General features: G+C 59.1%; 25 protein-coding genes. 13 read left to right on the top strand and 12 right to left on the bottom strand.

Annotated features, from left to right (window positions below; all coding sequences use genetic code 11):
* The first annotated feature begins 17 nt into the window (after positions 1-17).
* Complete coding sequence (mutY, locus tag OO25_RS05450; protein ID WP_040178829.1) at positions 18-1,091, top strand: A/G-specific adenine glycosylase; 1,074 nt, start codon at positions 18-20, stop codon at positions 1,089-1,091.
* Positions 1,092-1,163: 72 nt separating this feature from the next.
* Complete coding sequence (locus OO25_RS05455) at positions 1,164-2,327, top strand: alkane 1-monooxygenase (RefSeq protein WP_040179152.1); 1,164 nt, start codon at positions 1,164-1,166, stop codon at positions 2,325-2,327.
* Here OO25_RS05455 and OO25_RS05460 read toward each other — a convergent pair.
* The 4 genes from OO25_RS05460 to OO25_RS05475 all read right to left on the bottom strand — a co-directional run bounded on the left by OO25_RS05460 (position 2,324) and on the right by OO25_RS05475 (position 6,294).
* Positions 2,324-3,703 (bottom strand): adenylate/guanylate cyclase domain-containing protein, encoded by a 1,380-nt coding sequence (locus OO25_RS05460; protein ID WP_040178831.1) that lies wholly within the window; start codon positions 3,701-3,703, stop codon positions 2,324-2,326. The genes OO25_RS05455 and OO25_RS05460 overlap by 4 nt on opposite strands.
* Positions 3,704-3,881: 178 nt before the next feature.
* The gene (locus OO25_RS05465) at positions 3,882-4,985 is read right to left on the bottom strand and encodes a site-specific DNA-methyltransferase (RefSeq protein ID WP_024098739.1); all 1,104 of its coding nucleotides are present in this window, start codon (positions 4,983-4,985) and stop codon (positions 3,882-3,884) included.
* A 110-nt stretch (positions 4,986-5,095) separates the two neighbouring features.
* Positions 5,096-5,758, bottom strand: coding sequence for a ribonuclease HII (locus OO25_RS05470; protein WP_082035288.1), 663 nt, complete (start codon positions 5,756-5,758; stop codon positions 5,096-5,098).
* 62 nt (positions 5,759-5,820) lie between these two features.
* A complete protein-coding gene (locus OO25_RS05475) occupies positions 5,821-6,294 on the bottom strand; it encodes a hypothetical protein (protein WP_040178834.1) in 474 nt (157 codons plus the stop codon).
* 167 nt (positions 6,295-6,461) lie between these two features.
* On the opposite strand from OO25_RS05475, the gene OO25_RS05480 reads away from it, so the two are divergent.
* The 3 genes from OO25_RS05480 (at position 6,462) to OO25_RS05490 (ending at position 9,195) form a co-directional block, all read left to right on the top strand.
* The gene (locus OO25_RS05480) at positions 6,462-6,767 is read left to right on the top strand and encodes a hypothetical protein (protein WP_040170268.1); all 306 of its coding nucleotides are present in this window, start codon (positions 6,462-6,464) and stop codon (positions 6,765-6,767) included.
* Entirely contained in the window at positions 6,739-7,440 is a 702-nt protein-coding gene (locus tag OO25_RS05485) for a histidine kinase (RefSeq protein ID WP_040170054.1), read from the top strand. Before OO25_RS05480 ends, OO25_RS05485 begins: the two co-directional genes overlap by 29 nt.
* A 138-nt stretch (positions 7,441-7,578) precedes the next feature.
* Complete coding sequence (locus OO25_RS05490; protein ID WP_040178836.1) at positions 7,579-9,195, top strand: DUF427 domain-containing protein; 1,617 nt, start codon at positions 7,579-7,581, stop codon at positions 9,193-9,195.
* Here the strand turns inward: OO25_RS05490 and OO25_RS05495 are convergent.
* The 8 genes from OO25_RS05495 to urtA all read right to left on the bottom strand — a co-directional run bounded on the left by OO25_RS05495 (position 9,185) and on the right by urtA (position 20,922).
* A complete protein-coding gene (locus tag OO25_RS05495; protein WP_040178838.1) occupies positions 9,185-10,219 on the bottom strand; it encodes an ACP S-malonyltransferase in 1,035 nt (344 codons plus the stop codon). The genes OO25_RS05490 and OO25_RS05495 overlap by 11 nt on opposite strands.
* On the bottom strand, positions 10,216-12,405 hold the full coding sequence (locus OO25_RS05500) for a thiamine pyrophosphate-dependent enzyme (protein WP_040178840.1): 2,190 nt from the start codon (positions 12,403-12,405) through the stop codon (positions 10,216-10,218). The genes OO25_RS05495 and OO25_RS05500 overlap by 4 nt, the downstream gene beginning before the upstream one ends.
* A gap of 174 nt (positions 12,406-12,579) precedes the next feature.
* Entirely contained in the window at positions 12,580-14,394 is a 1,815-nt protein-coding gene (locus OO25_RS05505; protein WP_040178843.1) for a BCCT family transporter, read from the bottom strand.
* A 515-nt stretch (positions 14,395-14,909) separates the two neighbouring features.
* Positions 14,910-15,605: an urea ABC transporter ATP-binding subunit UrtE gene (urtE, locus tag OO25_RS05510; RefSeq protein WP_040178845.1), complete on the bottom strand. Its 696-nt coding sequence runs from the start codon at positions 15,603-15,605 to the stop codon at positions 14,910-14,912.
* Positions 15,606-15,608: 3 nt separating this feature from the next.
* Positions 15,609-16,349, bottom strand: a complete 741-nt coding sequence (urtD, locus tag OO25_RS05515; protein WP_040178846.1) for an urea ABC transporter ATP-binding protein UrtD — start codon at positions 16,347-16,349, stop codon at positions 15,609-15,611.
* A complete protein-coding gene (urtC, locus tag OO25_RS05520) occupies positions 16,346-17,548 on the bottom strand; it encodes an urea ABC transporter permease subunit UrtC (RefSeq protein ID WP_040178847.1) in 1,203 nt (400 codons plus the stop codon). Before urtC ends, urtD begins: the two co-directional genes overlap by 4 nt.
* A 3-nt stretch (positions 17,549-17,551) precedes the next feature.
* Positions 17,552-19,552 (bottom strand): urea ABC transporter permease subunit UrtB, encoded by a 2,001-nt coding sequence (gene urtB, locus OO25_RS05525; protein ID WP_040179155.1) that lies wholly within the window; start codon positions 19,550-19,552, stop codon positions 17,552-17,554.
* A 74-nt stretch (positions 19,553-19,626) separates the two neighbouring features.
* The gene (urtA, locus tag OO25_RS05530) at positions 19,627-20,922 is read right to left on the bottom strand and encodes an urea ABC transporter substrate-binding protein (RefSeq protein WP_040178848.1); all 1,296 of its coding nucleotides are present in this window, start codon (positions 20,920-20,922) and stop codon (positions 19,627-19,629) included.
* 357 nt (positions 20,923-21,279) lie between these two features.
* On the opposite strand from urtA, the gene OO25_RS05535 reads away from it, so the two are divergent.
* Genes OO25_RS05535 through ureG form a run of 8 tightly spaced genes read left to right on the top strand, consistent with a single transcriptional unit; the run spans position 21,280 to position 26,489 of the window.
* Positions 21,280-22,194 carry an urease accessory protein UreD gene (locus OO25_RS05535; RefSeq protein ID WP_040179157.1) on the top strand — a complete coding sequence of 305 codons (915 nt, stop codon included), beginning with the start codon at positions 21,280-21,282 and terminating at the stop codon, positions 22,192-22,194.
* Position 22,195: 1 nt separating this feature from the next.
* Positions 22,196-22,498 (top strand): urease subunit gamma, encoded by a 303-nt coding sequence (locus OO25_RS05540; protein WP_024098754.1) that lies wholly within the window; start codon positions 22,196-22,198, stop codon positions 22,496-22,498.
* Between the two features lie 24 nt (positions 22,499-22,522).
* On the top strand, positions 22,523-22,690 hold the full coding sequence (locus OO25_RS22755; RefSeq protein WP_096790061.1) for a peptidase M23: 168 nt from the start codon (positions 22,523-22,525) through the stop codon (positions 22,688-22,690).
* Positions 22,687-22,992, top strand: coding sequence for an urease subunit beta (locus tag OO25_RS05545; RefSeq protein ID WP_040170035.1), 306 nt, complete (start codon positions 22,687-22,689; stop codon positions 22,990-22,992). The genes OO25_RS22755 and OO25_RS05545 overlap by 4 nt, the downstream gene beginning before the upstream one ends.
* On the top strand, positions 22,992-24,731 hold the full coding sequence (gene ureC, locus OO25_RS05550) for an urease subunit alpha (protein ID WP_040178850.1): 1,740 nt from the start codon (positions 22,992-22,994) through the stop codon (positions 24,729-24,731). The genes OO25_RS05545 and ureC overlap by 1 nt, the downstream gene beginning before the upstream one ends.
* Before the next feature lie 12 nt (positions 24,732-24,743).
* Positions 24,744-25,226, top strand: coding sequence for an urease accessory protein UreE (locus OO25_RS05555; RefSeq protein ID WP_040178852.1), 483 nt, complete (start codon positions 24,744-24,746; stop codon positions 25,224-25,226).
* The gene (locus OO25_RS05560; protein WP_040179159.1) at positions 25,216-25,878 is read left to right on the top strand and encodes an urease accessory protein UreF; all 663 of its coding nucleotides are present in this window, start codon (positions 25,216-25,218) and stop codon (positions 25,876-25,878) included. The genes OO25_RS05555 and OO25_RS05560 overlap by 11 nt, the downstream gene beginning before the upstream one ends.
* Positions 25,875-26,489: an urease accessory protein UreG gene (gene ureG, locus OO25_RS05565; RefSeq protein WP_040178853.1), complete on the top strand. Its 615-nt coding sequence runs from the start codon at positions 25,875-25,877 to the stop codon at positions 26,487-26,489. The genes OO25_RS05560 and ureG overlap by 4 nt, the downstream gene beginning before the upstream one ends.
* Positions 26,490-26,699 lie beyond the last annotated feature (210 nt).

Consider the following 26,699-nt stretch of genomic DNA (forward strand, 5'->3'; position numbering starts at 1 on the left):
GCCACAAAGGATAAAGAATGCGTGACCTCGACAGCCAGAGCCAACCACAAAGCAGCACATTGCTGGAGTGGTACGACCATCACGCCCGCACCCTGCCCTGGCGGATCAGCCCGGCGGACCGTTCAGCTGGGGTCTGGCCGGATCCCTATCGGATCTGGCTAAGCGAGGTGATGCTGCAACAAACAACCGTGGCTGCGGTGAAGGATTATTTTCACCGCTTTACCAGCCGCTGGCCCACAGTCGCAGATCTGGCAGCCGCGCCGGATGCGGATGTGATGGGAGAATGGGCGGGGCTTGGATACTACGCACGGGCGCGCAATCTCTTGAAATGTGCCCGAGTGGTTGCGCAGGACTATGGCGGCACCTTTCCCGACACCTACGACGGGCTGATCGCCCTGCCGGGCATCGGCCCTTATACGGCGGCGGCGATCTCTGCCATCGCCTTTGACCGGCAGGAAACCGTCTTGGACGGCAATGTCGAACGGGTGATGGCGCGGCTCTACGATGTCCAGGTCCCCCTGCCGACCGCCAAACCACAGCTCAAGGAGAAAGCAGCCGCCCTGACCCCGGCAGAGCGACCCGGCGATCATGCTCAGGCCGTGATGGATCTTGGCGCCACGATCTGCACGCCGCGCAACCCGGCCTGCGGCATCTGCCCCTGGCGCGCACCCTGCGCGGCCCGCGCGGCGGGAACTGCGACAGAGCTGCCCAAGAAAACCCCAAAGAAACCCAAGCCAACCCGGCTCGGCACTGTCTATCTGGCCCGCAGCGCTGCGGGTGACTGGCTGCTGGAACAGCGCCCGGACAAGGGGCTCCTAGGCGGCATGTTGGGTTGGCCCGGCAGCGACTGGACCGACAGCCCTGACCATCCCACCCCCGCACCACCGTTTGAGGCCGACTGGCAACTTCTAAACGCTGAGGTGCGTCACACCTTCACGCATTTTCACCTTATCCTGCGCGTCATGCTGGCAGAACTGCCTGCGGATTTCGCAGCTGAGGACCATCAGCGCGTGATCGCGCGACATGACTTCAAACCGACGGATCTGCCAACGGTCATGCGCAAGGCCTTTGATTTATGGAAGGGACGCTGATCCCTTCTCTTTTTTCCGGACCACAGGCATAGTCGGCACAAACATCTTCGACATCACTGGATTTGCGCCATGATGACCACCCCCGAAACACTGCGCAGCTGGCAGGCAGCTCTACCATTCTGGCTGTCTTTTCTGCTGGTTCCCCTTGTGGTGTTGGCCGCCGTCTATGGCGGTTGGGCCATTTTGTTGCCCCCCTTGGCCACTTGGTATCTCTTTGCCGCGCTTGATGGGGTGTTTGGTCTCAACCTGGAGAACGCCGACCCGCTCACACCCGAGGACGACCTTCGCTGGTACTCCGCCCTGACCATGGCTTGGATCCCTGTGCAGGCCATGTTGCTCATAGCCATGCTCATCTATGTGCCGACGGCAGAACATCTGTCAGGTCTTGAGAAGTTTGGCGTGTTCTTTGGCGTTGGCGTCCTGAGCGGCACTGTCGGGATCAACTACAGCCATGAATTGATGCACCAAAAGAGCAAGCTGGAACGCTGGCTGGCGGATATCCTGCTGGCCATGGTGCTCTACTCGCATTTCAGATCCGAACATCTGCTCGTCCATCACCGCCATGTCGGCACGCCCCGCGACCCGGTGACAGCGCGCTACAACGAAGGGTTCCACCGGTTCTATCCGCGAGTGCTGCGGCAGTGCTGGCAATCCGCCTTTCGCGCCGAGAGCGCCCAGCTGGCGCGCCGCAATTTGCCCTGGACCGATCGGCGCAATCCCTTCTTTCGCTACTGGACGCTACAAGGGCTTATGCTGTTGGTCGCGGTTTTGCTGGGTGGGTTCACAGGGCTGTTGCTGTTTCTGGTGCAAGCAGGTGTTGCGATCTGGCAGCTGGAGCTGGTGAACTACGTCGAACACTACGGGCTGACCCGCAAATATCTGGGCAATGGCAAATTCGAACACGTGATGCCACGGCACTCCTGGAACGCCGCACATAAGGCCTCGAACTGGTTGCTGATCAACTTGCAACGCCATTCTGACCATCACTACAAACCGGATCGGCGCTTTCCCCTGCTCCAGAACCACACCATGGCCGACGCACCACAGCTGCCCTATGGCTATCCGGTGATGACCGTCGCCGCGATGTTTCCACCGCTCTGGCGCCGGATAATGAACCCGCGGGTGCGGCGATGGCGGCAGATGTATTACCCTGAGATCACCGAATGGAGCGCCTACAACAAGGCTTTACCGGCGGATCAGCGACCAGAACCCACCTCGGGTGCCACCGCCTGCTAGCGCGGCAGCGCCCAGAGTGTCATTGATCGTGTCAATCCACGCAGCTCAGACGCAGGGTACCGGGCAAAGCCAACTTTCTCCAGGTTGGCTGGACCACCCTCGGCCTGCACCTGCTGACGCAGCGCCTCACTGATCACAAGCTGGGCCTCCAGTTCACGTGTACGCTCCTCCAGCCGGGCAGCAATATTCACAGCATTGCCAATCACTGCATATTCCAGCCGGTTCGCACCGATGTTACCAATAACGGTCTCACCGAAATGAACTCCGATACCGACGCGGATCTCAGACTCACCATACCGACGGCGCTCTGCATTCCAATCAGCCAGTGACGTCAGCATGGCCCGTGCACAGGTCAACGCGTTGGTTGCATCCTTTGGTCCCGCCAAAGGCGTGCCAAAGGTCGCCATCAGACCATCGCCAAGGTATTTGTCCAGCGTTCCTTCGTGACGGAAAACCTCCCGTTCCATCCGGCCGTGAAAATCCCGCAAGAGATCAATCACCTGATAGGCATCGCGATCCGCCGCGAGCCGGGTAAACCCAATGATGTCAATGAACAGTATCGCCACATCCTGGCGCCGGGTCTGCTTCAACGGCTCGTCGTTCTGTGAGAGCTGCTGCACGACATTGGGTGAAAAATACCGCGAAAGATTGGCGCGCTCGCGCTCCAGTACCGCATTATTCTGGATCAGCTGGTAAAACCGTCTTGAAGACACCGCCAATGTGACCGCGACCAGAAAGAACACGATCGCCTCCTGAAGTCGCTGATGCAGAGCAAAGTCCGTTGGATCAACGAAAGGGGCCAGCGCCTGGTTGCCTTCAACCGCTGCCAAGAGCGCCGCACTCATCCCCGACTGAGGCGCGGCAAACCACCAGGCGGTAAAGGCCGCCGACAGCCAGATCAGCACCGTCCAGCTGCCGATGGCAATCACCGTGCGCCAGGAATACGCAAGGGTTCCGGCCGCCAGAATGATGAAAAAGTAGATGAAATTGCCATAGCGATACTGAATCGCTAGTGGCAGATCCTCGCTGCTGAACGGGTTCGGAATGACCATGCCAGCCGTCATGATCGCCAGATCGGCAAAGATCAGCAGCATCTCTAACCGCGATTGCCCGACCCGACCCACTCGGCGGATGAGCCAGCCGTTCAGGCACAGCAACGCCAGAATGAAATGGTAGTACAGAACATCCCACTCGGGAATGACATAAACCAGAAACGCCGCCGTGACCGCCATCGCAATCCAACGCGCGCGCACCGCCAGCTCCAGCCCATTGCGCTTGTGCCCGGTTAGTGCGTCCAGCGCATAGGGGCTCTCTTGCGTGAAAATCGCTTCATCGCTGTCCAATGCCGGAGCGGGAGCGGAGGCAGTTATGGCCATGACGTCTGTCCATCTATTGGCGCCAGTCTCACGCTAAAATAGCGACAGCTGCCGCCAGATGCACCCCATGAAGCACCGTTATAAACGAAAAGACCCCGCCGGGTTGGCGGGGCAAGGTTGGCGCCGTCGACAAAGCGACAGCGCCTGCGGTTTCACACAGGTTGTGAAAAGGGTGGGATCAGTTCTGAAGTTCTGCCCGAATCTGTTGGCGCAACACATCGATGGGCACGGTTTTTCCATCCCGCTTGAAACACCAATAGGTCCAGCCGTTGCAGGACGGTGCATTCTCCAGATGGGCCCCGACCTGATGGATCGATCCCTTGATATTGTCGCCAATCAATGTGCCATCCGCGCGGACCTTCGCCTTGTGGCGCTGGTTCATCGAATAAAGCTCATCACCCGGACGCAGCATGCCGCGCTCGACCAGCTGCCCGAAGGGCACACGCGGCTCGGCGCGTTTGCTGGCGGACACCTGCAGCGCCTCGCGGTCAAATTTGCGCACCGATTTGATGCGTTTCTCCGCAACCTCACGATAGGCGGCTTCGCGCTCGATCCCGATAAACTCACGGCCCAGCATCTTGGCCACGGCACCCGTTGTGCCCGTGCCGAAGAAGGGATCCAGTACCACATCACCGGGATTGGTCGACCCAACGAGGATACGGTGCAGCAGCGCCTCGGGCTTTTGCGTCGGATGCGCCTTGTTGCCGGCGTCATCTTTCAGGCGCTCATGCCCTGTGCAGATCGGCATCACCCAGTCGGACCGCATCTGCAAACCTTCGTTCAGCGCCTTCAGCGCCTCATAGTTGAAGGTGTATTTTGCGCCTTCCGACTTCGACGCCCAGATCATCGTCTCATGCGCGTTGGTGTACCGCTTGCCGCGGAAATTCGGCATCGGGTTCGACTTGCGCCAGATCACATCGTTGAGGATCCAGAACCCTTCGTCCTGCACGGCTGTGCCGACCCGGAAGATATTGTGGTAGGATCCAATCACCCAGATGGAGCCGTTGGGCTTCAGGATGCGGCGGGCCTGTTTCAGCCAGTCGCGGGTGAATTTATCGTAGACGCCAAAGCTGGAAAACTGGTCCCAGTGATCGTCAACCGCGTCCACCTTGCTGTTGTCAGGGCGGTGCAATTGCCCCTTCAGCTGAAGGTTATAGGGCGGATCTGCAAAAATCAGATCAACCGAGTTTGACGGTAGACCGGACATCACTTCGATGCAGTCACCGTCAAGGATCGCGTTTAGCGGGAGCGCCTCGGCGCCCCGTGTAAGTGTTTTGTTCATTTGCTCTGCCTCGATAACCACGGCGCATTTTTGCGCTCATTTTGGTTGTCCACAGGATGAGTCATCGTGGATTCGAGGTCAATTTGTTTTTTAGAACAACGCGATGTGGTTCACCCTTGATACAAGATATTGTGGACAGGCTTAAAGGAACGCCGATGATGTGGGGTCACCCCTAGGCAAACCAACGCCTCGCGATGCTGTTTGGAGGGGTAGCCTGCGTTTTTCTCCCAGCCATAGCCGGGAAACTGTTGCGCCAAATCCACCATGATCCGGTCACGCGCCTGTTTCGCCACGATGGAGGCGGCCGCGATGGAGACTGATTTGGCGTCCCCCTTGATGACGAACTCTGACGCTTGCAGCAGCCCTTTTGGGATCAGGTTGCCATCGATCAGCAGATAGTCCGGCGCCGGGTCCAGTGCCGCAACCGCGCGTTCCATCGCCAGATGCGACGCACGTAAAATGTTCAAAGAATCAATCTCTTCGACAGAGGCATGGGCAATCGACACCTCAGCCTGTGCAAAGATAGACGCCTCCACTGCCTCGCGCCGTTTGGCGCTCAGCTTTTTGGAGTCGTTCAGCCCCTCGGGGATATTATCAGGGTCCAGGATCACCGCCGCTGCCGTCACCGGCCCTGCCAGCGGGCCACGCCCTACCTCATCCACGCCTGCAATGCGCATCTGGCCACGCGCACGCGCCGCCGCTTCCAAACTATAATCGGGATACTCCATCCTTTGGTCTGACCGGGTTTTGCGCTGAGTTTCAAGCCCAGCCATCAGATGAGCACAAAAAGAGGGGGCCGAAGCCCCCTAAGTCTGCTCGAACCTATGGTCCCGCGTTAGCGACGAGTGATGCGATAGCCCCGGTTCTTCAGGCAATCGGGGCGGTAACCAACGCGGTTGCGTTTGCCGTTCCAGAAGGTCACCTGGCAGGCACGCGGCAGCTTGTGTTCAAAACCGTACTGTTTGCGCAGGCAGCCCCGGCCCATCAGGGTGCGGCTCTGGCTGTAGCGCGGGAAATACCGCACGCATTGCGCTGGCAGGTCATAGCGCGCCACCCGCGGCGGCAGTGGTTTAGGACGATGGGGGCGATGCGGTCGGGTTACCTGCTGATGGTCATCATCCCGATTGTTTTTCACAATAGCGCCGATAATGCCAAGAACCGCCAGACCCGCCAGGACCTTGGCGATATCTTCATCCGCCCGTGCAGGCGCTGCGGAAAAACCGGTCACCGCAACCGCGGCGGCAACAATCAGCGTGATGAACTTGCAATGCGGTTTGATATCAGCGCTGGAGCGAGGGCTGCGAAACATGGGATGTCCTTCCTTGAGGTCTGAAAACATGAGGTCAGATGACCGATGCAGTCAGCCTGGGGTCAGCCCCCTCGGACAGGCAATAACGCGGCCCTGTTATCGAATATCACTGCGCGCAATCACCTGTGGTTATTGAATATCCCGCAACAAATGCGCAGGGTGAGGGCATGAAACAGTTGCTTATCTCCACGACCCTGATTGCCGGTCTTGCTGCCGGTATACTCAGCGATGCACCTGCGGCCACAGCCGCCGAATGCTACGCTGACTACAAGGCCAAACAGGATGCGCCCCTGCGGCTGCACTACGGTGTGATCCAGATCGGTGGTGCCTGTAGCAAACCAGCGGCCAAGGCGGAAATCTCCGGAAGGTTATCAGCGGCAGGCTGGACCTTGCTGAATGTTCTGTCCATTTTTGGTCCCGACGGGCTGGAACAAAGGAAAGCAGATGCCGGACCCTATTTTCTCCGTTTCTGAGGTGCGCGCGGCAGGCAGCCGCGTCATCGCATTGGGGATTGCTGCCATTGTTGCCCTCCTGGTCATTGCCGGCACCGTGCTCCTGCTGACGCTGCCGGATGCCAATGCCTTCAACGCCCGGGTGGAGCGTGTCTTTGTCGAGAATGACCTCACCACTCAGGCCGAAATCAAACTGCTGGAAATCCTCGCCCAATCCGGCACCGCCTTTGCCGATACGCTGACCAGCTATCGCATGGTGATTTTTGTCCTGCTGGTTTTTGCCACCATGATGATGGTCGCCGCCCTTGTGGTGCTGGCCATGCTGGTCATGCTGAACCGGCGCATGGTGCAGATCGAACGCGCGGGCATTCAGGTGACCGAACTGCTGATCAGCCGCGAGGAAAATACCGTCTATCTCAATACCATGGGCTTCAAACTGACCGCCGCCGCGATGGAGACCCTCGCGGTTCTGGCGGAGGCACGTCTGGATGACGATGTGCTTTCCGGTGCGGAGATTGAGGCGATGATCTCCGGCCGCCCGTCCATCGATTGCGAAGAAGCCGCGGGCGCCACCCGGATCAAACGCCTGCGCGATACATTGGGCAATCAGATGGTGAGTGAGCTTCTGGTCAAGAATATCGCCAAACGGGGTTATGTTCTGTCGATCAGCAAGGATGTGATCCGCATGGTCTGACCGACTGCAGTGGGCACCCGTGCAGTCGGTGACCAATTGGCAGCCGGTGTGGAAACAGCCCTGAGGTCAAGCCGATCAAATCCCCGTGCCGCTCTGGCATTTCTAGCATCAATCACCACATAATAGAGGGCAGGTCGCATGGCCCCCATGCTGGCCAATCAGCAGGAAACGACGCTTATGAATTTGCGCGCAAATACCGCTCCGCAGCCCTATGGCATCCTGATTGAAGAGCTGCGCGGGCCGGTGACCGCGCGCCTCGGTGGGAAAATCATCGCGCAAAGCACCCGCGCCAAGGTGATGTATGAAACCCGCCAGCCTGCCGCGATTTATTTCCCTCGCAATGATATCCACTCCTGCCTATCTGCAGCCAATGGTCACCAGACTTTCTGCCCCTTCAAGGGCACAGCGGGCTATCAGGATCTTCAGCTTGGCAAACACTGTATTGGCAATGCCGCCTGGTCTTATGACGAAGCCTTGCCTGAGGCCTCCGGAATTGCAGGTCATGTCAGTTTCATGCCGGACGCCAACGTCGACATCGACCTGGGCAGCAATCAGCTGGTCATCCCCGACTACGGCAATATCTCCGGCCCCCTGATCGACTGGCTGCTGCGTGAGGCAGCCTATTTGCCCACACCGGAGGAGTTTACCCAGCGCCTTTCCGAAAAACTGGTGGAACAAGGCGTTCATCTATCTCGCCTTTCGGTGATGGCCTGGTCTTTGCATCCTATGATCGCGGGCAAGAACTTCATCTGGAGCCGCGCATCAGGCAAGGTGACCACCTATGCGCCTAGCTATGAGATCCACGACCACCCGGCCTTCCAGAACAGCCCCTTGCGCCACGTCTCGAATGGGCTGGGCGGAATTCGTCAACGTCTGGATCTGGAACAGCCCAGCGACGCGTTTCCCATCCTGACCGACCTGCGAGAGGAGGGCGCGACGGACTATGTGGCCATGCCGCTTCCGTTTTCGGATGGGCGCATCAATGTGCTGACTGTTGCCAGCCACCACCCCAAAGGTTTCACGACTGAGAACTTGGGGCTGATATTTGAATGCTCCGCAGTGATCGCGCGCTACTACGAAGTGTTCATGCAACGCGAAAACGCCCAATCCTTGCTGGAGACCTATGTCGGCAAACGCACCGGCGCGCGGGTTCTGGGCGGGGAAATCCGGCGCGGCGATGGCGACGATATTGATGCGGCCATCATGTTCTGCGATCTGCGCGGTTCGACCCGTCTGGAAGAAGAGTTGGGCCGCACCGAATATATCGAGCTGCTCAACAATTTCTTTGAGACCGCATCCACCATCGTGCACGACCACGGGGGCGAAGTGCTGAAATTCATCGGAGACGCTGTTCTGGCCGTGTTCCCGGCGGGTGACAGCCCGGCTGAGGCCCGCGCTCAGGCGCTGCAGTCGGCGCGCGCCATCGTTGCCGCGCTGGACGCCATGGGCGACGACCCCGGCCAGAGGCGCAGCGAATGCTCCATCGGTCTGGCCTATGGCGGCGTCACCTATGGCAACGTCGGATCGCGTGAGCGGCTGGACTTCACCGTCATCGGACAGGCCGCAAATATCGCGGCACGGCTCGGCGACTATGGCAAATCCTGTGGCCATACCATTGTGGTCAGCCGAGACTTGCTGGAGACACCGGAACAGGCCACGCCGCTGGGGTCTGTGTCACTGCACAACGTCTCACGCCCGGTAGAGGCCTTCGCCGTGTCCATGGCCATCGACCCAGGCCAGCGTGCTAGCGGGTGACCAGCGCCCGTTGCGCCGGATCGCCCATGGCAACAACCAGTGGCACCCGCTCCTGGCGGGCCTTAAACGCGGCCTTATCAGATAGCCCTTGCCAGTTGATCTGTGCCAGTGACTGCGCCACCGCTCCACTCAATGTGGTACCCGGCCCGGCAATGATGAACAGATCCGGCGCAAACTCCTGCGCCGCTACCTGCACAGCGCGGGTGAAATCATAGGGTTCGACCACCTGCGTGTTCAGCGTATAACGCCAAAGGCTTTCCACAGTATCCGCGCCCGGCCACCAGATCTGCCCGCGCCCGTCAATCAGCGGCTTCTTGGCGGGACCAAATAGCGATTGTGACAGCCGTGCCCGACCGGCGGCAGCTACCGGAGCCTGCAGCTCTGTGTGGAATGCCGCATGATTGGCCAGACGCATGGGAAAACGATCCTGGACCGGGGGCACGGCCCGTTCGAACGCGTCTAACCCCTCGGCATTCCCGGCCAGAACCAACATACCACCCAGATCAATTGACAGCGACAGCTGGTGACCGGGTCGCATGGCGATGTCACTGACCAGCTGCAACAGCTCTGCCTTGCGGCGACGATCCAGCTGCCAATCTTCGCTCTGACAGGGAAAGACCAGCTGCCCACCAATCAGGTGCTGCTGCATCAGCTGGCCCATGGTGTTCACCACCTCAAACCCCGCCTGTGGGCTGAGTGCCCCCGCCGCCGCCAGCGCGATATACCAGCCCATGGAATTGCCGGTGACCGCGACGATGTCGATGTCCTCTGCAAGGGACTGCGCATCTGCGATGGCACTGGCATAAATCAGCGGCGAAGCCACGTCACCACGCGTGTATTTTGACACTGAATAGCGATCGGCAGCGTCCAGAGCCGAGACGCTTTCCTGTCCTGCTGCGTCTCGCATAGCATCAAATGCGCCGATTAGAGCCTGTTTATCGCTGTGGTAGCGGGACAAGTAGCTGAGCTCCGCCTTGTTATAGGTGCCTCGTCCAGGGCAGATCAAAACAGCGGTCCGGGTCATGTTGCGGCTCCCGTCAATCGAAGGGCAGCAGCCACAATACTCTCCTTCGAGGGCAAGGTCGCCGCATAGGCCGGTCCCGTTGGGATGAAACAATCCTCTGCCACAACACGGGCCATCGGGCTGCCCTCCGCCTCATAAAACAGCGCCATCAGCGCCTCCGACTGACTGCCAGTGGTGCGGCATTCATCCACGATCAGGATCTTGTCGCAATCGGCGGCTGCAGCCAGCAGCGCCTCTTTTGGCAGGGGCGCGAGCCAGCGCAGATCAACGACACGGGCGGCAATCCCCTTGGCTGCGAGATCCGCCTGTGCCTGCGTCGCCAGATAGCGACCGTTGCCGTAGGTGACGATTGCGAGATCGGTTCCATCCCCATGCACACCGACCTCTCCCAGTGCGATCCGCTGATCCGGCTTTGGGTAGTGACGCATCCAGCCGCCATCCTTGGGCGCGTGCAGGTCCCGCATCGGATAAAGCGCGATAGGCTCGACGAAGACCACGACCCGTTGCTCCTCCCGCGCAAGCCGTACGGCCTCGCGCAGCATCATCGCAGCTTCTGCCCCATCTGAGGGGCAGGCAATCACAATGCCCGGAATATCGCGCAGCACTGCCAGCGAGTTGTCATTGTGGAAATGGCCGCCGAACCCCTTTTGATACCCAAGCCCTGCAATACGCAGCACCATTGGGTTGCTGAACTGGCCATTGGAGAAAAACGGCAATGTCGCCGCCTCGCCGCGGATCTGATCTTCTGCATTATGCAGATACGCCAAGAACTGGATCTCTGGGATCGGCACGAATCCGTTGTGCCCCATGCCGATGGCCAGCCCAAGGATCGACTGCTCATCCAGCAGCGTATCGATCACCCGATCCTGACCAAACCGTTGCTGCAGTTTCTGGGTAACACCATAGACCCCCCCTTTGCGGCCGACGTCCTCACCCATCACGACCAGTTCGCCGTGCGCCAGCATCAGATCTGTGAGCGCCCAGTTGATCAAGCGGCTCATTGGCTGTGGATCTGCCTGCGCGCGCAGGTCGCCACCCAACGCCTCAGCCCGGGCCTCAGCGCTTGGTCCATTGGTCGGTTGGCACATCCGGGCAGGCGGAACCAGGCTCGCGTTCACCTCATCCGCCGTTTTCAGATGGGGGCGGGCGACAGCCTCCGTTCGGATCCTCTCGACCCGTGCACATGTCTCGGTATAAATCTCCAGCGCGGCCTCGCAGGACAACGCGCCGGTTTCTGACAAGAGACGTACCGAATGCAGCAGCGGATCATTGGCCTCATCCGCTTCGACCTCCGCCTTGCTCAGATAGGTTGTCGGCACATCGGCCCCCGCGTGACCATAGAGCCGGACCGTGCGCAAATGCAGGAACGCAGGCTTGCGCCGCAGTCGCACATAGTCTGCCGCCGCCTGTGCGGTTGCATAGGCATCATGCATATTCAGCCCATCGGCCTGAAAATAACGCATCCCCGGACGGTGAGACATCGACGCCTCGATCCAGCCCTTCGGTGTCTTGACCGAAATGCCGATCCCGTTGTCCTCACAGACAAACAGCAGCGGCAGGGGTGTTGACTGCACGGAAGTCCAGCAGGCGGTGTTGATCGCCCCCTGCGCCGTTGAATGATTGGCGGATGCGTCGCCAAAGGAACACATCACCAGCCCATCTTCGGCCAGAACCCGATGTTCCGGATCATGACGCCGCGCCGCGCCGATGGAGTAGGCCGCGCCGACCGCCTTTGGCAGGTGGCTGGCGATGGTGGATGTCTGCGGCGGGATCATCAGCGCCTTTGAACCCAGCACCTTATGCCGCCCGCCAGATGTGGGATCCTCAGCGGAGCAGGCGAAGGACAGCAGCATGTCCCAGGCAATACTCTGCCCCGGTACTTGGCCCGCACGGGCGATCTGAAACGCCGCATCGCGATAGTGCAGAAAGGCCATGTCATCGGGCCGCAGCGCTCGCGCCACCGCCGCCATGCCCTCATGCCCTGACGACCCGATGGTATAGAACCCCTGCCCGGTCTTCTGCATCGCCCGACTGGTCCGGTCCAGCGCCCGGCTCAGTACTTGCGCGCGATAGATCGCCACCGCTTCACTGGGCGTCAGAGCGCCCTCTGGTGCGGCGCCCGGTGGCAGGGACCCTGTCCGCACGCGCTCAAGGAAATTTTGATGTACGATCTCGGCGCGATCCATGGCCTTACCCCTGACAGTTCAATGGCTTTATCACCCAAATTCGCCAGTCTTACCAATGAGATTACCGCCACCACCTATGAGCATCACTCATAGGTTTCTGGCCTCATCACTCAGAAACGACAAAGGCCGCGCCGAGGCGCGACCTTTGCTCTCACGTCAGAACCTGAACCGTGATCAGTCTGCTTTGGCGCGCAGGCTGTCGCGGTACAGCGCTTTCGCCAAAGAGATCATCATGAAGACCATGACAATGGTGAACGGCAACGCGCCGATAATCATCGCATTCTGCAAGGCCCCAAAGGGGTTGGACGCCGTGCCGCTGTTGCCCGCGATGATCAGTGCGCCGATCACGGAGGTCAGGATCAACCCCCAGATAATACGGTGCTTGATGCCGGTTTCCTGCTCGCCGCCGGACATAATGGTGTTCATCACCAAAATCCCCGAGTCCGCCGACGTGACCAGGAAGGTCATGATCAGCACAACGCACATCACGGTGATGGCCGACAGGAAGCCACCGGAAATCATCTGCTCCAGCGTTGCAAAGAGCTTCGCCGTGTTGGTGGCTCCGATGATTGACCCCGCGGCGGAGCCGTTCAGTTCCAGATCAATCGCAGTGCCGCCCAGAATGGTCATCCACAGGAAGCAAACGATCGCAGGCGCGATTACACAGCCCAGGATGAACTCACGCACGGTGCGGCCCTTGGAAATGCGCGCCAGAAACAGGCCGACAAAGGGTGAGAACGCAATCCACCAGGCCCAGTAGAATGTCGTCCAACCGGCCTGCCAGCCGAACTGGCGACCGGGTTCACCGGCGGCATAGACAGCGTCTGCATCCAGTGCAGCGGCAGTGGCTGGCAACCCTTCGGTGAAGCCGCCCAACGATCCCCACGGCGATGTTGCCGAACCGTAGACCGTGCTCAGATCGTCCGCGGGCAAAGCCTGCGCCGCATCAGGCAACGCCGCAGCAAAGGCCTCAGCCGATTGCGGACCATAGGCACCAAACGACATCTGAGTGAAGTGAAGGATATAGTCCACCAACCCGCTGCCGAATTTGGTCATCGCAAAGAAGAACGAACCGAAGAACACAAAGGTCAGCAGCAGAATGACCGACAGCACGAGGTTCAGGTTAGAGAGGTATTTGATCCCACGACCAACGCCTGACACGGCTGACAGGATCGACAGTCCCATGATCACAAAGAGTGCCGACAGCAGGCCCATAGTGCTGGGCTTCGGGGCTTCGGTATCGCCATTCATCAGCCATTCCATACCCGAGACCGCATAAACACCATCGACAAACTGGCTGACGCCAAAACCAATGGTGACCGAAACGCCCAAGATCGTGGCGACCACACCCAGCACATCAACAAGATGACCAACAAACCCGTTTGCGGCCTTGCCCAGCAACGGCGTCAGCGCCGAGCGAATGGTCAACGGCATATCGCGCGTGTAGGCGTAATAGGCCAGCGACAGACCGGTCAGCACGTAGATCGCCCAGGCATGGAACCCGTAATGCAGGAAGGTGTAGCGATAGGCAGATTGCACGGCTTCTTCGCTGTTGGCTGCCACGGCACCGGACAGAACAACCGGGTTCGACCCCCAAAGACCCAGCGGCTCAGCCGTTGCAAAAACCATCAAACCAACGCCCAGACCAGCGCCGAACATCATTGAGAACCAAGAGAAATTGGAAAACTCAGGCGCGGCATCCGCCGGACCCAGTTTTTTGCTTCCTGTGGCTGGCAGGATTGCCAGCACAAACAGGAAAAAGGCAAAGGCCCCCACTGATATGATATAGAAGGCATTGAATCCATTCAGCAACTCACTGTTGACCCAAGACAGAATGCCGCTGGCCTTGCTGGGCCAGACCAAGGCCCAAAGGACCAGCGTTGTCATGATGATTTTACTGATCAATGCGATAGGAAGGCTGTGGCCTTCGTAGAACCCGGATGGAGCCGTTTCGATCTCCAGCTCGGTAAATGGTGGCTTGATTGACATGATCGTTCCCTGATGAGTGTGGCGCGTCTTTTTTGTTGATCCCCGTCTCACCCTGACGCTCGGGTGGCGGGTTGGTCTCCTCCTGCACATTCAAACCGCGCAGGCTGCAATTTGGTCGTGGCGAATTACAAACAATTCCAGAACATGCGCGCGCTTGGCTTCGGTGCTTTTTATCAGCGTAGCCAAAACGGCGGGTTCGGAGACTCTCCTTTTCCTCTGGCGTGCCTGACACGGCGCCATCATAGATTTGGCTAAGACTAGCCAAATACAGCGCGCCAAGCACTTCGAATAAAATGTAGCGAATTTCAGATTATCTAAATTCACCCCGAAGCGCGGTGAATGATCAGCCAGTGACAGGCGAGATGAATGCAATTTTCGACCGCAACAGCAGCCGAAAGCGACAGATTTGACGTTTCAGACGGCGGAGTCCGCCAATATATGCGTCGCGCCCGACCGACTCACGTGCAACACTGTAGTCTAGGCGGCTCGGCCGCAACGCTAACGCGTCGCGACGATCAGACGGATACACCCGCCAACAGATCTGCCCGGCTGACGTCGTTGCGGCCACCAGCCAATGTGACACGACCCTGACGAAGAACCACAAACCGGTCTGCCAGCTCGTAGGCAAAGTCGAAATATTGCTCCACCAGCACAATCGCCATCTCACCTTCGGTTCTCAGTTGCCGGATGACCTCACCGATCTGCTGGATAATATTCGGCTGGATGCCCTCTGTCGGCTCATCAAGCAATAGCAGTTTTGGTCGCGTGATCAGCGCTCTGGCGATGGCAAGCTGCTGTTGCTGACCGCCCGACAGGTCTCCACCGCGTCGATGGCGCATATCATGAAGCACAGGGAACAGCTCATAGATCTTATCCGGAACGTGGCGTTCGGTTTTTGGCAAGCAACCGAACCCGGTTTCGAGATTCTCCTGCACTGTCAGAAGCGGGAAAATCTCCCGCCCCTGCGGCACATAGGCAATCCCATTCTTGGCCAATTGATGCGTCGAAGCAGTTCCCAAAGATCGGCCATCCAACTCTATGAGACCGCCGGATCGGGCATGGCGACCAGCAATCGCCTTCATCAGACTGGTTTTGCCAACGCCATTTGTGCCCATAACACAGGCCACCTCTCCGCGTAGCACCTCCATCGAGATCCCATGCAGAACCTGAGAATGACCATAGTGCAAAGTTACATCGTCAAGTTTCAACATCGCTCAGCGCCCCAGGTAAACATCAATGACAGCTTGGTCGGCTGTCACATGGTCCAACGATCCTTCAGCCAGAACCGCGCCTTCGTGCAGCACCGTGACCCGGCAATTCAGTCTTCGGACGAAATCCATATCGTGCTCCACGACCACCACCGCGCGCGTTTTGGCCGCCGCAACCAAAATTGCTGTGGTTTGTTCCCGTTCTTCCGGCGTCATGCCCGCGGCAGGCTCATCCACCAACAGCAAACGCGGCTCTTGGGCCAGCAACATGCCGATCTCCAGCCATTGTTTCTGGCCGTGGCTCAACTCACCGGCCCGACGCTGCAGTGCACTGCTCAATCCGACCTCACCTGCGAGTTCTTCGATCCGGGCAAGGTGCGGCCGGGATGCGCGATACCGTAATACAGCAAGTGGGCGGCGATCCGCTTTGAGTGCAAGCAGCAGATTTTCCTGAACTGTCTGCTCTTCAAATACCGTTGGTTTCTGGAACTTTCTCCCAATACCTTCACGGGCAATACGTGCCTCGGAACGGGCGAAGACTGATCGTCGGCTCCCATCCCAGATGATACTGCCGCTGTCCGGCGCAGTCTTTCCAGTGACGATGTCCATGAACGTCGTCTTGCCCGCGCCGTTGGGCCCAATGATCGCTCGCAGCTCGGCCCGACCGATCCGAAACGACAAGTTATTGATTGCACGAAAGCCATCAAAGCTGACGGAGACACCCGACACTTCCAGAAGAGGATTCATGATTTTGCCTTCTCTGTGTGGGGTGGCACCTCGGCGGGGCGGCGCCGCTGAACCAGATCGACCAAACCGCCAATCCCCTTCGGTGCGAATAAGGTCACCAGAACAAACCCCAACCCTAGAACAACCTGCCACCAGTCGACCCAGCGAATGGTGAAAACTCCGAGGACAACATCCGGGGCCTGCCCGCCTGTGAACCAGCTGGACAGCAGCGACACAAAGACCGCACCGATCACCGCACCGTAGAGCCGACCCCGCCCGCCGATCGCAACCCAGACCGCCAGATAGATGGAGGCGATCGGCGCCATTTCGGCTGGATTGATAATCCCCGCCTGCGGATAAAAGAGCGCCCCAGCGATACCTGCGACACAGGCCGTCCCGGTAAACATCACCAGCTTGTATCCCTCAACAGAATATCCAAGGAACCGCACCCGGGTTTCATTGTCGCGAATGGCACGCAGAACGGAGCCAAATTTCCCACCGACCACCCAGGCCGCGATCACATAGCCAAGTCCCAGTGCGACAGCCGACGCCCAGAAGAACCAGATCGAGATCACCGACTGCGGCACATCGGCCAAGCCTGGCAAATTCTGCAACCCGCTCAACCCGTTGTTGCCGCGCAGTCCACTGTCATTCTGAAACAGATATAGCGCCAGTGCCAAGGTCATCGCTTGAGTGAGAATCGACAGGTAGACACCGGTCACCCGGCTGCGAAAGGCGAGCCAGCCGAAGGTCAGCGCCAGCACACCGGGGACAGCCACAACTAGGAAAAGTTGCAGAGGCAAACTGTCGGCAAAGGTCCAGATCAGCGGAAAACTGTCGCCGCCAACGACACCAAAAATCTGATGCGCAACGGCATCCCGCACTTCCGCATCGGTTGGCGGAAGTACTTGGTCGGACAATGACGCCAGCACCGTGTCCCGGGTCCGCTCATACATCAGCCACATGCCGATCATATATCCGCCCAAACCGAAGAAGGCGAAATGACCCAAACTCAGAATCCCTACATAACCCCAGATCAAATCCATCGCGATGGCGACCAGACAGAGGCAAAGTGTTTTTCCCAATGTCTTGATCAGTGAGGTTGAGACGATCCCAATCCCCAAGCCTTCGGACAGCAGGGTGACGCCCAGCGTAAACAGCGCAAGGATCGTGACGAAGATCAGGACAGACGGGTTTCGGGCAATGAAGCTAGGTTGCATGGATCAATCCCCCGCCGCGCGACCCCGCAGGGCGACAATCCCACGCGGCCTGAATTGAATGAAGATAATGATCAGCACGATCATGTAGGTCTGTGCAGCAAGCGTATTGGAGGGGTTGAGCCATTCGATCCCCTTCTGGGAGAAGCCGATCATCACTGCGCCCGCCAAGGTCCCCCAGATGCTGCCGACCCCGCCGACAACCACCGTCATGAAGCTCTGCACAATATAGTCGTTGCCCAGCTCCGATGTGACCTTTGCAAACAATCCGATCGCCACCCCCGCAATCCCTGCGATGCCAGATCCCAAGCCGAAGGTCAGCATATTCACGCGGTCCGGATTGATCCCCATCGAAGCCGCCATACTGCGGTTCTGTGTCACTGCCCGTGTTTCCAGCCCCAGACGTGTGCGGCGGATGATGAACAAAAGCAGCGCGAGAAAGCCCAGCGCCAGAACAAAGATCGCAATGCGGATATAGCTGATCGACACCACATCGTTGAGCGTCCATGCGCCGTCCAGCCAGCCCGGTGCGGTCAGCGGGCGCGCTTGTGTGCCAAAGATGTTCTTGGCCAGCTGTTGCAGCGCAATCGAAATGCCGAAAGTAGCAAGCAGCGTCTCCAGAGGACGGTTGTAGAGCCATCGGATCACCAACCGCTCCATCGCAATCCCCGCGCCAAAGGTGACAGCAAACGCAGCAGGTATCGCCACCAGTATGGAAAGCGTGTGGTCCGGGATCACCAGCTGGATCACGTAGCCAGTGTAGGCGCCCATCATGATGAACTCACCATGCGCCATATTGATAACCCCCATCACGCCAAAGGTGATCGCCAAGCCGATTGCTGCGAGGAAATAGATTGATGCCAGCGATATTGCATCCAATGCCAGATCCGCCGCCTTATGGAAGGCAACCTTGCGGTTGCTCCGTGCCAGCGCCGACTCCGCTGCATCTGTTACGGCAGAAGAGGCCTCATTATAGGTATCGGCAAACCGGTAACGCGCAACGGTGTCGGCCATTTCCTGCTCTGTCGGACCAGGACGGACCAGTCCCGCAGCGGCCAACTCGCCATAAGCTCTCCGCCGGGTAGACATATCCGAGAGCTGCGCCAGAGGAATACCTGCCACACGCCCGTCCACAATATGCGCTGCCAGCGCCGATTTGATGTCATCGCGTTGCAAGGGTGCTTCAGCGAACCCCGCAGCCACCAACACCGCATAGGCATCGGCTTCGGTAAAATCCTGACCGATACGACGTTCGGCGGCGATATTCCCGGTCGCTGGCTCTCCCACGGGATAGATCTGCAGCGTGGTGGCTAGCAGTGGATTCAGGGCTGCGCGCACATCAACACCCAGATCGCCCGACATGTCTTCGATGGCCGCGACGCGCGCCTGGGGATCAATGTCAAAACACATGGTCAGCAGGCGCTCCTGACGCTGCTTCGACACGCGCAGGCCGTCGTCGGCTTCGCTGAGGATCGACGCCCGCAGAGGCTCCAGCGCTTTCGCAGAGGGATCGCGTCCAATTGAGGTGACCGCAGCCCTACGGGTCGCAGCCACCGGATCGTTCAGTTGAAACCGCACCAGAGCGGTGCCAATCAGGGCGCGCACGCCGGAATTTGGCTTGATCAGTTTGAGGTCCGCCTTATCAACAACCCTATTCACAACTCCACTGTCCAGGTCCGTCAGTTCATAGCGGCCGTCGCCTATCGTATCGCCACGAAAGAAAAGCCCATCCGACTTGCGCATGACGAGTTTTTTACCCTGCCACAGCTGCAACAGCGTTTGCACCTCGTCCAGACCGCTTTGCGCAACCGCATCAATGGCGGGTTGAATCGTCCGTCGCGAGCTGGCGGCGATAAGGTCAGACTGTGACTGCAAAAGCTGCTGAAGGGGCGCACGCGACGTCGTTGATATCCCCGCTTGAGGCGGATTTGATGGCGGCATCGTCTGCGCCATGGCAGCCAGACAGCCCCACAGGACCAGCAGACCAGCGGCAAGTAACCGTGTCATGATAGGGGTCATTTCCATTCGAAAGGTAGAGAAGATGGAAGGGGAGATCCCCCCTTCCCTGAGATCCTGCGAAATCAGTAGTTGGATAGTGTCTGAACGCAGCTCTTGGTCTCGGTATTATACATTCCGCAGCCAAGATCCTTCCAGTCCGAGGTCAAAACCGCAGATTCAGGAAGATAATCTGTCCAGGCATCACCGGGCATCTCTTCGGTCTGGCTGATGATATCGAATTGGCCGTTGTCCAGAATTTCGCCAATCAGAACCGGCTTGGCGAGGTGGTGATTGGGCAGCATGACAGCTGTACCGCCTGTCAGGTTCGGAAACTCCTGTCCATACATCGCGGAACGCACGGCATCGACATCGGTGCTGCCTGCTTCCGTGGCAGCATTCACCCACATGTTGAAACCGATGTAGTGGGCTTCCATGGGGTCATTCGTGACGCGTGCGTCACCCATGCGCGCCTTCCATTTCTCAACAAAGGCGCTGTTGGCCTCTCCATCAGCGGACTGGAAGTAGTTCCAGGCGGCCAGATGCCCGACAAGGTTGGAGGTATCCAGGCCCGACAACTCTTCCTCTCCCACGGAGAAGGCCACCACAGGGATGTCGTCCGCGCTGATACCCGCCGCTGCCAGTTCTTTGTAAAAGCCAATGTTCGCATCGCCATTGATGGTGGAGATCACACCAACTTTCTTACCGTCTGCGCCCAAGGCCACCACATCCGCGACGATCTTTGACCAATCGGAATGACCGAACGGCGTGTAGTTCACAAAGATATCACTCTCCCCGACCCCCTTCTGGTCAAGGTAACTGGCGAGAATGTTGTTGGTCGTCCTCGGATAGACGTAATCTGTGCCGAGCAACGCAAACTTCTCAACACCAAGCTCTTCGAGGAAATAATCTGTTGCCGGAATCGCCTGCTGGTTCGGTGCCGCCCCGGTGTAGAACACATTACGCGAGCTTTCCTCACCCTCGTATTGCACCGGGTAAAACAGCAGACCGTTCAGCTCTTCGATCACTGGCAATACTGACTTCCGGCTTACCGAGGTCCAGTTGCCAAAAATCACATCCACCTCATGCACGCTTAGCAGTTCGCGCGCTTTTTCCGCAAACAGCGGCCAGTTCGACGCAGGATCAACGACAACCGGCTCCAGCTCACATCCGAGAAGGCCACCCTTGGCGTTCTGCTCGTCGACCAGCATCAGCATGGTATCCTTCAGCGTGGTTTCAGAAATTGCCATCGTACCGGATAACGAGTGCAGGACGCCCACCTTGATCGGGCAATCTGCAGCAAAGGCTCCGGTGCCGAACGCCATCATCGCCAATGCCACAACGGTGGCCGTTGGTGCCGGAACGGATTTTCGGGTGATCATATAGTCTCTCCTCGCCGGAACGACGGTGGATCCCTTGCGCCGGGGCGCCGGATTTCCTACCTGTACCGGGCAGCTTCGTGTTGCATCCGTGTGGCGGCTGGCGAGATCGCAAATTCCTCCGGTCGTCACACATCCACAGTCTCTCCGGGTCATGCCCTTGTGGATGGACCCAGCATTCTGCATCGCAGAAACTTTCGCAAATACGTCGACAAAATCACGTAGCGCCAACCATGCGCGCGCCTGTTTTTTCATCATCAATCTGGCAATTGGCCTCTATTTTGCGCAGGGCTTGGCGCAGAATGCCGAATAGCTCGCTTTGCGCTGGCGGTGGGTCTGCGCTGTGATGAAATCAGCAGCATGACGCCCAGACCTTCATCTCAACGCCAGCAATCGTCTTGGCCCGACCATGCCTGTGGACTGCCTGTAACCCGGTACCAGCAAGCCGGTAAGGTACCTGCGACAGCAGTACAGACAGCCCCCCCGCGCGCTGTTGGAGATGTCTCAGTCTCCGCCAAGCGGCGTGGCAGTGCATCAGTCCTGGCCGACCTTAGGCAGGTTGGATCGCTGAAGCTCTTGTTTCCACGCACCGATGACGCCGCTCTGCAGGGGGTGGTCGTCAATACTGCCGGCGGTGTGACAGGGGGTGACCAATTCAATCTGCACGCAACCGCTCGCGTTGGGACATCGCTGACCCTCACCACCCAAGCAGCCGAACGCGCCTATCGTGCGCAGCCCGGTGAGACCGGCCTGATCCGCAACACAGTCAGCGTCGCCCCCCAGGCCAACCTCGCCTGGCTTCCTCAGGAAACGATCCTGTTTCAAGGCTGCAGCCTGGACCGAAGCCTCACCGTCGATCTGAACGCAGAGTCCCGCCTTTTGTTGTGTGAAACGCTGGTTTTTGGGCGGACGGCCATGGGCGAGAAACTGACCAAAGCCCGCCTGAATGATCGCATCGACATTCGGCGCGCCGGGCATCCCCTGTTTCTGGATACAATCCATCTGCATGGCGATGTCGCCGCACATTTGGCGAATCCGACGATAGCTGGTGGCGCCGGAGCTATGGCGACCCTGGCCTACGTCGCACCCGATGCCCAAGGCAGGCTTGCTCCTTTACGTGCGCAACTGGGTCCTACCGCCGGTGCCAGCATAATCGGCGATGACCTTTTGATCATGCGTGCCCTCGCTCCCGACAGTTTCGCGTTGCGCCAGCTGCTGCTGCCAATCCTCAGCGATCTGCATGGCGCCCCTCTTCCCCGACCTTGGATGATCTGACATGAATCTGACCCCACGCGAAAAAGACAAACTTCTGATTTCCATGGCGGCAGAGGTGGCCCGGCGCCGGCTCTCGCGCGGTGTGAAGCTGAACCATCCCGAAGCCATCGCACTGATAACAGACGCGGTGGTCGAGGGGGCACGCGACGGTCGATCCGTCGCCGACATGATGGAAGCGGGCGCGCAGGTCATCACTCGCGACGACTGCATGACGGGCGTTGCCGAGATGATCCACGACATTCAGGTGGAAGCGACCTTCCGCGATGGCACCAAGCTTGTCACCGTCCACAACCCCATTCGCTGATCCACAATCAGGAGATCCAGACTCATGACACCTCGCCCCGCATATTTCACTCTCCTGCTACTGATCGGCAGCCCGGCCCTCGCCCATGGTGGAGCACATGTTCACCCCCACGGCGCCGAGACATGGCTTCTGGCGGCCTTGGTCGCAACCGTGGTCATTGGCGGTGCCAGCCTTCTGTGGCGACGCAAATGATCCCCGGCAAACTCTTCCCCGCTTCGGGCCATCTGGAGCTGAACCCGGATCACCCCGTTACCCGTCTGATGGTGGCAAACACCGGCGATCGACCGGTGCAAATCGGATCGCACTACCACTTTGCCGAGGCAAACCCTGCGCTCGACTTTGACCGGGACGCCGCACGCGGCCAGCGTCTTGATATTGCAGCGGGCACTGCTGTCCGGTTCGAACCAGGCCAGCGCCGCGAAGTGCAGCTGATCCCGATATCCGGCGCACGGCGCATCTTTGGCTTCAATGCTGCCATCATGGGGGATCTTTGATGCCATCCCAAATCACCCGTGCCGATTATGCAGCGATGTTTGGCCCGACAGTAGGCGACCGCCTGCGCCTGGCGGACACCGATCTGGTCATCGAGGTAGAGCGCGATCTGATCGCCGAAGCCAGCGGAGGCGGCAAGGCTCTCCGCTATGGCGAAGAGGTGAAATTCGGCGGGGGCAAGGTGATCCGCGACGGCATGGGTCAATCGCAGGCCAGCCGCGCCGAGGGGGCCGTCGACACGGTCATAACCAATGCGCTGATCGTGGACCATAGCGGGATCTACAAGGCAGATGTGGGCCTGAGAGACGGGCGCATCGCCGCCATCGGCAAGGCAGGCAACCCGGACACACAACCCGGCGTTACGATCATCATCGGGCCGGGAACCGAAATCATCGCGGGGGAAGGACGGATCCTGACCGCAGGTGGTTTTGACAGCCACATCCATTTCATCTGCCCACAGCAAATCGAAGAGGCGCTGCATTCCGGCCTGACAACCATGTTGGGGGGCGGCACGGGGCCCGCCCACGGAACCCTCGCCACCACCTGCACACCGGGGCCCTGGCACATCGGACGTATGCTGCAGGCGGCGGATGCCTTTCCCATGAACATGGCCTTTGCAGGCAAGGGCAACGCCTCGCAGCCCCACGCACTGGAAGAGCAGATCACCGCAGGTGCCTGCGCGATGAAGCTGCATGAGGATTGGGGCACCACCCCGGCGGCCATTGATTGCTGTCTTTCAGTGGCAGATGCGATGGACGTGCAGGTGATGATCCACACCGACACGCTGAATGAATCTGGCTTTGTCGAACATACCGTTGCAGCGCTGAAGGGCCGCACCATCCATGCCTTCCACACAGAGGGCGCGGGTGGCGGTCATGCGCCGGACATCATCAAAATCTGCGGAGAGGCACATGTTCTGCCCTCCTCCACCAACCCCACACGTCCGTTTACCGTCAACACCATCGAAGAGCATCTGGATATGCTGATGGTCTGTCATCACCTCGACAAATCGATCCCCGAAGACGTCGCCTTCGCCGAAAGCCGCATCCGCCGCGAAACCATCGCGGCAGAGGACATCCTGCATGACATGGGCGCCTTTTCGATCATCGCCTCGGACAGTCAGGCCATGGGCCGTGTAGGTGAGGTTCTGATCCGCACCTGGCAAACTGCCGACAAGATGAAAAAGCAACGGGGGCGCCTGCCGGAAGAGACCGGCGGAAACGACAATTTCCGCGTTCGCCGCTATATTGCAAAATACACCATCAATCCGGCCATCGCCCACGGCATTGCCCATGAAATCGGCAGTATTGAGGTCGGAAAGCGGGCTGATCTGGTGCTGTGGAACCCGGCGTTCTTTGGCGTAAAGCCTGAAATGGTGCTGCTCGGCGGCTCTATCGCGATGGCACAGATGGGTGATCCCAATGCCTCCATCCCCACACCACAGCCTGTCTATTCCCGGCAGATGTTCGCAGCCTACGGCCGCTCAGTGGAAAACTCCGCCGTCACCTTTGTGTCAGAGGCAGCTGAGGCAGGCGGAATTCGCCAGAACCTTGGCCTCGCCAAACAAACCTGCGCGGTCAGGAACACGCGCAACATTGGTAAATCTGACCTGAAACTCAACACCGCCCTGCCAGAGATTAATGTCGACCCGGAAACCTATGAGGTCCGTGCAGATGGCGAACTTCTGACCTGTGCCCCGGCCGATGATCTGCCGATGGCCCAGCGCTATTTTTTATTCTGACGGAGTTCTCGGATGTCCCTCCCCCTAAGCCAGCACAAAATCCATGCCCATGATACGGAGGATCAGATCACCCTAAGCTATGAGGATCGGTTCCTGCGCCGAAAAGTGTTGACCAGCGATAGCGGCTTGCGGTTTCTGGCCGATTTTCCGTCCACCCAATCTCTGGATGCAGGCGACGCTTTTGTGCTGGACGACGGGCATAAAATCGGTGTTCGCCCGGCAAAGGAGGAGCTGCTGGAAGTGACAGGCGACCACATCCTCCGTTTGGCCTGGCACATCGGCAACCGGCATATGCCCTGCCAGATCGAGGCCAATCGCCTGCTGATCCAGCGCGACCATGTGATCCGGGACATGCTGAACAAGCTTGGCGCGACACTGCGCGATGTGGTGGAACCCTTCACCCCAGAGGGCGGGGCCTATGGCCATGGCCGCACCCATAGCCATTCCCACTCCCATTCACATGACGATGGGCACGGGCAGCCCCATGCCCACTAATGCACAATTGCTGACCTTGGCACAGTGGTTCTCTCCCGGCTATCCGGTGGGGGCATTCAGCTATTCGCATGGGTTAGAATGGGCAATAACCTCCGCTGCGGTCAGCACAGCAGCCGAATTGCAGGGCTGGATTGAAACAGTTCTGCGGGACGGCGGTGGCCGGTCTGATGCTCTGTTTCTCGCTGCAGCCTATCATGCCCCGCATACTGGTGCCGTGGCGCAGATCGACGCACAATGTCGCGCCTATGCACCATCGCTGGAGCGCCTTCGCGAAACCGACCTGCAAGGAGCGGCCTTTTGCCAGATCACCCACACCGTGTGGCCGGAAACGGACCAGAACGGCATACCCACTAAGCTCACTTATCCCGTCGCTGTTGGCTATTCGGCAAACTGCTGTGCCCTGCCCTTGCAGGCGACCATCGCGCTGTACCTGCAGGCATTTGCCGCGAACCTTGTGGCGGCGGGCCAACGTCTCGCCCCCATCGGACAGAGCAGAGCACAGGCGATTACCCGCGCCCTTGCGCCGCTTTGTCAGGACATTGCCGAGCAGACCGATGATGGCGACCTCGCACAGCTGTCCTCTACCAGCTTCCTTGCCGATATCGCAGCAATGAAACACGAAACCCAGCATTCAAGGATCTTTCGCACATGACAACTCTCAACGGGCCCCTGCGCATTGGAATTGGCGGACCGGTCGGTGCGGGCAAAACCACCCTCACTGCAGCGCTCAGCGAAGTGTTTCGAGACAGTCACTCCATCGCGGTGATCACCAATGACATCTACACACAGGAAGACGCCGAGGCGCTGATGCGCCAACAGATCCTGCCACAAGACCGGATTCTGGGGGTGGAAACCGGCGGCTGTCCCCATACCGCCATTCGCGAAGACGCGTCCATCAATCTTGGTGCTGTGGCCGAGCTGCGCGACCACCATCCAGATCTTGAACTCATCCTGATCGAAAGCGGTGGTGATAACCTATCGGCCACGTTCAGCCCAGAACTCGCCGATCTGACAATCTATGTGATTGATGTTGCCGCAGGTGAAGAAATCCCACGCAAGGGCGGTCCTGCAATCACCCGCTCGGACATTCTGATCATCAACAAAACCGATCTGGCGCCCCATGTCGGCGCGGATCTCTCAGTGATGGAGCGCGATGCGAAACGTATGCGCAACAAACGTCCCTTTGTCTTTGCCAACCTCAAGGCCCGCGACGGTGTCGACGCCATCCATGCACTGATCTGTGACTTGGGTGGCCTGAACTGACGTAGCACACAGGCCCGTCGCAAACGGCCAGAAGCCGATCAGGGTTCAACCTGAGCGTGCTCATTCGCGTGCCATCAGCATGCCCGATCAGGGCACAGCACCCGCACCTTTGAAGGATCCGACATGCCCCATCGCCGGAGGTGATTCGTCGATTTTGTGAACATGTGATGTAATTTAGAATATGCGTCACTACGGCTGAGCGCTGCGACA

The sequence above is a fragment of the Phaeobacter sp. S60 genome, assembly GCF_000826845.1.
Lineage (GTDB): Bacteria > Pseudomonadota > Alphaproteobacteria > Rhodobacterales > Rhodobacteraceae > Phaeobacter > Phaeobacter piscinae.

Excerpts from the sequence above, each read along its gene's own strand:
- mutY (WP_040178829.1), top strand. The coding sequence starts at position 18 with ATGCGTGACCTCGACAGCCAGAGCCAACCACAAAGCAGCACATTGCTG.
- OO25_RS05455 (WP_040179152.1), top strand. The coding sequence starts at position 1,164 with ATGACCACCCCCGAAACACTGCGCAGCTGGCAGGCAGCTCTACCATTC.
- OO25_RS05460 (WP_040178831.1), bottom strand. The coding sequence starts at position 3,703 with ATGGCCATAACTGCCTCCGCTCCCGCTCCGGCATTGGACAGCGATGAA.
- OO25_RS05465 (WP_024098739.1), bottom strand. The coding sequence starts at position 4,985 with ATGAACAAAACACTTACACGGGGCGCCGAGGCGCTCCCGCTAAACGCG.
- OO25_RS05470 (WP_082035288.1), bottom strand. The coding sequence starts at position 5,758 with ATGGCTGGGCTTGAAACTCAGCGCAAAACCCGGTCAGACCAAAGGATG.
- OO25_RS05475 (WP_040178834.1), bottom strand. The coding sequence starts at position 6,294 with ATGTTTCGCAGCCCTCGCTCCAGCGCTGATATCAAACCGCATTGCAAG.
- OO25_RS05480 (WP_040170268.1), top strand. The coding sequence starts at position 6,462 with ATGAAACAGTTGCTTATCTCCACGACCCTGATTGCCGGTCTTGCTGCC.
- OO25_RS05485 (WP_040170054.1), top strand. The coding sequence starts at position 6,739 with ATGCCGGACCCTATTTTCTCCGTTTCTGAGGTGCGCGCGGCAGGCAGC.
- OO25_RS05490 (WP_040178836.1), top strand. The coding sequence starts at position 7,579 with ATGGCCCCCATGCTGGCCAATCAGCAGGAAACGACGCTTATGAATTTG.
- OO25_RS05495 (WP_040178838.1), bottom strand. The coding sequence starts at position 10,219 with ATGACCCGGACCGCTGTTTTGATCTGCCCTGGACGAGGCACCTATAAC.
- OO25_RS05500 (WP_040178840.1), bottom strand. The coding sequence starts at position 12,405 with ATGGATCGCGCCGAGATCGTACATCAAAATTTCCTTGAGCGCGTGCGG.
- OO25_RS05505 (WP_040178843.1), bottom strand. The coding sequence starts at position 14,394 with ATGTCAATCAAGCCACCATTTACCGAGCTGGAGATCGAAACGGCTCCA.
- urtE (WP_040178845.1), bottom strand. The coding sequence starts at position 15,605 with ATGTTGAAACTTGACGATGTAACTTTGCACTATGGTCATTCTCAGGTT.
- urtD (WP_040178846.1), bottom strand. The coding sequence starts at position 16,349 with ATGAATCCTCTTCTGGAAGTGTCGGGTGTCTCCGTCAGCTTTGATGGC.
- urtC (WP_040178847.1), bottom strand. The coding sequence starts at position 17,548 with ATGCAACCTAGCTTCATTGCCCGAAACCCGTCTGTCCTGATCTTCGTC.
- urtB (WP_040179155.1), bottom strand. The coding sequence starts at position 19,552 with ATGACACGGTTACTTGCCGCTGGTCTGCTGGTCCTGTGGGGCTGTCTG.
- urtA (WP_040178848.1), bottom strand. The coding sequence starts at position 20,922 with ATGATCACCCGAAAATCCGTTCCGGCACCAACGGCCACCGTTGTGGCA.
- OO25_RS05535 (WP_040179157.1), top strand. The coding sequence starts at position 21,280 with ATGACGCCCAGACCTTCATCTCAACGCCAGCAATCGTCTTGGCCCGAC.
- OO25_RS05540 (WP_024098754.1), top strand. The coding sequence starts at position 22,196 with ATGAATCTGACCCCACGCGAAAAAGACAAACTTCTGATTTCCATGGCG.
- OO25_RS22755 (WP_096790061.1), top strand. The coding sequence starts at position 22,523 with ATGACACCTCGCCCCGCATATTTCACTCTCCTGCTACTGATCGGCAGC.
- OO25_RS05545 (WP_040170035.1), top strand. The coding sequence starts at position 22,687 with ATGATCCCCGGCAAACTCTTCCCCGCTTCGGGCCATCTGGAGCTGAAC.
- ureC (WP_040178850.1), top strand. The coding sequence starts at position 22,992 with ATGCCATCCCAAATCACCCGTGCCGATTATGCAGCGATGTTTGGCCCG.
- OO25_RS05555 (WP_040178852.1), top strand. The coding sequence starts at position 24,744 with ATGTCCCTCCCCCTAAGCCAGCACAAAATCCATGCCCATGATACGGAG.
- OO25_RS05560 (WP_040179159.1), top strand. The coding sequence starts at position 25,216 with ATGCCCACTAATGCACAATTGCTGACCTTGGCACAGTGGTTCTCTCCC.
- ureG (WP_040178853.1), top strand. The coding sequence starts at position 25,875 with ATGACAACTCTCAACGGGCCCCTGCGCATTGGAATTGGCGGACCGGTC.